This window comes from Edaphobacter sp. (assembly GCF_035532915.1).
GTDB lineage: Bacteria > Acidobacteriota > Terriglobia > Terriglobales > Acidobacteriaceae > Edaphobacter.
The window spans coordinates 1-4,643 of sequence record NZ_DATKQC010000296.1 but is presented as its reverse complement, the minus strand read 5'-3'; the positions used below and the strand labels follow the sequence as shown (position 1 = coordinate 4,643).

Below are 4,643 nucleotides of genomic sequence, written 5' to 3'. Positions count from 1 at the left end.
GCTGTGCGAGCGACCGAGAGCAGGACGAGGATCGAGGCGAATCTGGTGCTCGGTCTCGGTGACGATCTTGGCCATCATGGCGACAGACTCGACGGGATACTTACCGGCGGCGCTTTCGGCGGAGAGCATGACGGCGTCGGTGCCGTCATAGATGGCATTGGCGACGTCGGAAGCCTCGGCGCGGGTGGGGCGCGGGTTGTCGATCATGGATTCGAGCATCTGCGTCGCCGTGATGACGGGCTTGCGATACTCGGCGGCGCGGCGGATGATGTGCTTCTGGATGGCCGGAACTTTTTCGGGGGGGACTTCGACGCCGAGGTCGCCGCGAGCCACCATGATGGCATCGGTGACTTCGAGGATGCTGTCGAGGTGCTCGATGGCCTGAGGCTTTTCGAGCTTCGCGATGATCCAGGCGTCGGACTTGAGCGCGGTGAGACGGTTCTTGACGTGGCGAACGTCGTCGGCGGTGCGAACGAAGGAGACGGCGACCGTGTCTACTCCCTGGCCGACGGCGAAGATGAGGTCTTCTTCGTCCTTTTCGGTAAGTGAGGGAACCTTGACCGGGATGCCGGGGAGATTGATGCCCTTGTTTTCGCCGAGGGTGCCGCCGTTGATGATCTCGCAGACCACGTCCAGGCCTTTGACCTGCTCGACGCGCAGCTCGATGAGGCCGTCGGAGAGGAGGATGCGGGAGCCGGGCTCGAGGTTTTCGGCGAGCGTCTTGAAGGTGGTGCCGACGAGAGCGGCGGTGCCTTCGATCTCGCGTGGCGTGATGGTGAGGAGCTTGCCCGCGATGAGCTGGACGGCCTTGTGGCCCTTGAGCTTGCCGGTGCGGATCTTTGGCCCCTGCAGGTCGGCGAGGATGCAGATGGGCTTGCCTTCTTCGCGGGCGACGGTGCGGACCATCTTGATCAGCTCGGCTTTCTGCGCGTGGCTGCCGTGGGAGAAGTTGAGGCGGGCGACGTCGAGTCCGGCCCGGACAAGCTTGCGGAAGACTTCGGGAGTGCTCGATGCAGGCCCGAGGGTAGCGACGATCTTGGCGCGGCGGAGGCGCTCGGTTCCGATAAATGAGGGGTCGTTCGGGAGGGGATTTGGAGAATTCGTCATGAAATCGTTTGCCGCATTCTTTCTACCCCGCGGTGGACCGCAAGGTATGACCAGTGAGTTTTGCTACCGATGGCAATTTTACCCGGTGGGAGGGGTCTGTGCGCTTGAAAGGGGTGAATCAGTTTGAACAGGAGGAAAAAAGTGAGCGTTGCACTGCGCGTTGAACTCCGCTCCGCAGAGAACGCTGAGCGAGATGATGTAGAGCCAGAAGAGCAGAGCGATGCCTGCTCCCAGAGAACCATAGACCTGGGAGTAGTTGGCAAAACGGGTGACGTACCAGCCGAAGGCCAGCGTGGTGAGGAACCACATCGCGGTGGCGAGAATGGCTCCGGGAATGGTGCGCTTCCAGGACTGCCGCATGGGCGTTCCCATGTGATAGATGAGGGCAACGATGCCGATGCTGCCCGCGAAGGCGATCACCCAGCGCACGATGAGAGCGATCACGTAAACCGGGGTGCGGATGGAAGGCATGATGTGCAGCGCCATCCATGCGGTAACGATGAAGTGCCCGAAGACGACGAGCAGACTGGCGACGGCCAGGGGAATCAGCGAAAGCGGAACCAGCGCGAAGGCCCGAAGACGGCGTTGCAGGAAGGTCCAGCAGTCGTCGGGAAGATTGTGGGCGCGGCGAAAGCCTTCCATAAAGGTGGCGATGACGCTGGAGGCCCCGGTGACGCTGACCAGGATGCCGATGATGATCGCGCGAATGGACTTTGGGCTGTGATGAGTGGTGGCAAAGTAGCTCTGCAGAATTGGGGTGACGTCAGAGGGGAGAATGCTGTTGAAGAAGAGAGCAAGTTGAAAGCGGAGCGGAGCCATGCCCGGCACGAAGCCGATAAAGGCCGCCGCGATGATGAGCGCGGGAAAGAGGGAGATCATCGCGGAGTAGGCGGCAGACTGCGCGACGTTGAGACAGTCGTGCTCCACTACGCTGAGCAGTGTGCGATGGAAGACCGAGGAGATGCGAAGAAATCTTCTCAAGATTGGCGCCTGCGCAGGTTAAGAGAAGTGGTGCGGTGAATCAGGCCTTCCACTTGTTAAGGAACTCGGTCACATCGCTGGAGGTCATGTTGCGCATGTTCTCGAACTGGCCGGTGTGCTGGGAGTAGAGCAGCTTGCCGTGTGCGTCGAGGACGGCGAGCGCGGGAACGCCCTTGTTGATCGGAACCCCATATTTCTTCGGGATGTCGAGGTTCAGGTCCATGTGGCCGATGTAGACGTGGACCACCACGAAATGCTTGGCGAGCAGAGCAGTATTGGGCTGCTGGTGGAAATAGATGTCGAGGACCTGGCAGTCGGGGCACCAGTCGCCGCCGAAGTCGAGGATGACACGCTTGTGCTCGACGCGTGCCTTTTTGAGCGCGGCGGCGATGTCGGCGGTGGGGTTCGCGGTCTCGGAGTAGATGTGCTGCTTGACGAAGGGCGTGGTGAGCTGGGCCTGCGCTTGATTGGGCACGGCGGCTGCCATCGAAATGAGGGCGAACGAGAGCAAAGCTGTGCAGAATTTGGAGATTGCGTTCGAGGTCTTTGAGGTCTTGAGCATCATCTTGTAGACCATGGGTACGTGCCTTCCTTGCTGACGCCGTCGCTGACGCGGGTCACTGTAGATGATGCACGAAGAGGGCGGAAGGACGCAAAGACAACTTCAATTCATCTTGCGCGGAGCCGCGTCTGCACTGCCGGTATAGTAGCCATCGCGGGTCTGGACGGTGAGGCCCTTGCGGTTTACAGTGAGGTCGATCTGGTGATATCCGTCGGAGGGGGTGGCCTGATCGGGCGTATAGCCGAGGCGATACTGGGCGCGAAGCTCTTCGGCGATCTGATCGTAGATCTGGGCCACGGTCTGCTTTTTGCTGACCTCGAAGAGGCGTCCGCCGGTCTCCTGCGTCATGCGCTCCAGGATCTTTTTGCCATCGACATGGCTTGCGCTGCTTCGTCCGCCGCCGGGATTGTTGCCGCCACGACCACCGCCGCCACCGGGATATCCTCCTCCGCCCGGATAGCCTCCACCACCGGGGTACCCGCCGCCGGGAAAACGGCCTCCTCCGGGAAAGCCGCCGCCGCGACCGCCGGGGGAGCCGCTACGGGAACGATTGTTATCGGAGGACTCCTCTCCTTTGAAGTAGATGGCGTAGAGAATGGTGTCCGCGCGCTGGGCCGCTTCGATGGCGCTGGTCAGGCTCTCTTTGCTGCTACGGTCGACGCCATCGGAGAGGATGATGAGAGCCTTGCGGCCCTTCTGCTTGCTCATCAATTCGTCGGAGGCAAGAAAGGTCGCGTCGTAGAGGGTGGTGCCTCCGAGGGTGCGATGCCCGCTGCTGCTGGAGTCATCGGGGTCACTGCCCGAGTTGGTGTCTGGACTGGAGGTGTCTATCTCTTTGAGGGCAGCCTGGAGCTTGGGCTTGGAGGGTGTAAGATCCTGCAAAAGCTCGGTTTGGCGGGCAAATTGGATGATAAATGCCTGGTCAGGAGCGCGGTTGGGCGGGGCGGTGAGCATCTGATCGAGAAAGGTTCCGCTGTCGGTGCGCTCGTCATCGATAACTTTGCGCTGGGAGGCGCTGACGTCCACCAGCAGACCGAGGGTCAGCGGAAGGTTCGAATCGAGATCGAAGTAGCGAATGGTCTGGGGGTGGCCATCGACCTGAAGCGTGAAGTCCGCCTTGGTGAGATTTTGTACCAGAGTGCCCTTTTTATCGCGGACGACGACAGGAAGGTTGACCAGACGAGCGTCGACCGATATGGTGGCTGCGGTAGAAATTGCTGCAGGAGCTGGGGATACCGGTTTTTGCTGGGCGAAGAGAGGCAGGGCAAGACAAAGGCCACTGAGCGCGGTCAGCCGAATAGAACAGAGAGCAACCATGCGATGTTAGACGTGGGCGCCAGAGGTAGGTCTCAAGAATCAGAGAGTTATAAGGACTGAAAGTCTCCGTGTGTCAACGGGAACACGAAACGGAACCTTCCAATGGAAAAAATCCTTTAAATGTTGCTTATCCATGCCAATTAGACGTTACTCTCGTAACTGGAAGTAACTTCTTTAACAAGGTGCTTCCTTCTTATCGAATGTTCTGTTGAGGTTTTTGCTTGAAGGGTCAGGTTCTCCTGCACTTGCGGACGTGGAAGATCGGCTTGGCCGCAGTGGCTTTGGGGCTGGTGCTGACAGAGTTTCTTCGCCTAAGTCATTGCAACTACTTCGGTACGGTCTTCGGAGTCACCCTGGCAATGGGGGCGACCATGTTCACCCTGGGAATTCTGTGGCGCGAGCATGATCGCGAGATTCGGCGCAGAGCCACCGAAGAAGCCCAGTCTAAATTCCTTGCCGCGGCAGAGACCAGCATGGACGCCTTCGTGATTTTTGACGCTGTGCGGGACCAGACCGGTGAAGTTATCGATTTTCGCTTTCAGTATGTCAACGCAAATTTTGAGCGGATGATGGGGAAGCCTAGATCGCAGCTGCTCGGTCAGCTACGGTCTACGATCACGTCGGTCCCAACAAGGAGCGGGCTTTTCAAGCGTCTGTGCACGGTGGTAACGACCGG

General features: G+C 59.6%; 4 protein-coding genes and 1 pseudogene. 1 reads left to right on the top strand and 4 read right to left on the bottom strand.

The window, feature by feature from the left end:
• From pyk to VMU57_RS14175, 4 genes are all read right to left on the bottom strand, one after another.
• Window positions 1–1,107, bottom strand: a 1,107-nt coding sequence (gene pyk, locus VMU57_RS14190; RefSeq protein ID WP_325384511.1) for a pyruvate kinase, incomplete at its 3' end; no start/stop codon positions are given.
• Between the two features lie 78 nt (window positions 1,108–1,185).
• Window positions 1,186–2,088 (bottom strand): YihY/virulence factor BrkB family protein, encoded by a 903-nt coding sequence (locus VMU57_RS14185; protein WP_325384509.1) that lies wholly within the window; start codon window positions 2,086–2,088, stop codon window positions 1,186–1,188.
• Window positions 2,089–2,128: 40 nt separating this feature from the next.
• Window positions 2,129–2,665, bottom strand: a complete 537-nt coding sequence (locus VMU57_RS14180) for a thioredoxin family protein (protein WP_325384507.1) — start codon at window positions 2,663–2,665, stop codon at window positions 2,129–2,131.
• Between the two features lie 87 nt (window positions 2,666–2,752).
• Window positions 2,753–3,967: a VWA domain-containing protein gene (locus VMU57_RS14175; protein ID WP_325384505.1), complete on the bottom strand. Its 1,215-nt coding sequence runs from the start codon at window positions 3,965–3,967 to the stop codon at window positions 2,753–2,755.
• 221 nt (window positions 3,968–4,188) lie between these two features.
• On the opposite strand from VMU57_RS14175, the pseudogene VMU57_RS14170 reads away from it, so the two are divergent.
• Window positions 4,189–4,643 (top strand): annotated as a pseudogene (locus tag VMU57_RS14170) (PAS domain-containing protein); the annotation flags it as partial.

What these genes read in the sequence shown, in the direction of transcription:
- VMU57_RS14180 (WP_325384507.1), bottom strand. Translation starts at nt 2,665, where the DNA reads ATGGTCTACAAGATGATGCTCAAGACCTCAAAGACCTCGAACGCAATC.
- VMU57_RS14175 (WP_325384505.1), bottom strand. Translation starts at nt 3,967, where the DNA reads ATGGTTGCTCTCTGTTCTATTCGGCTGACCGCGCTCAGTGGCCTTTGT.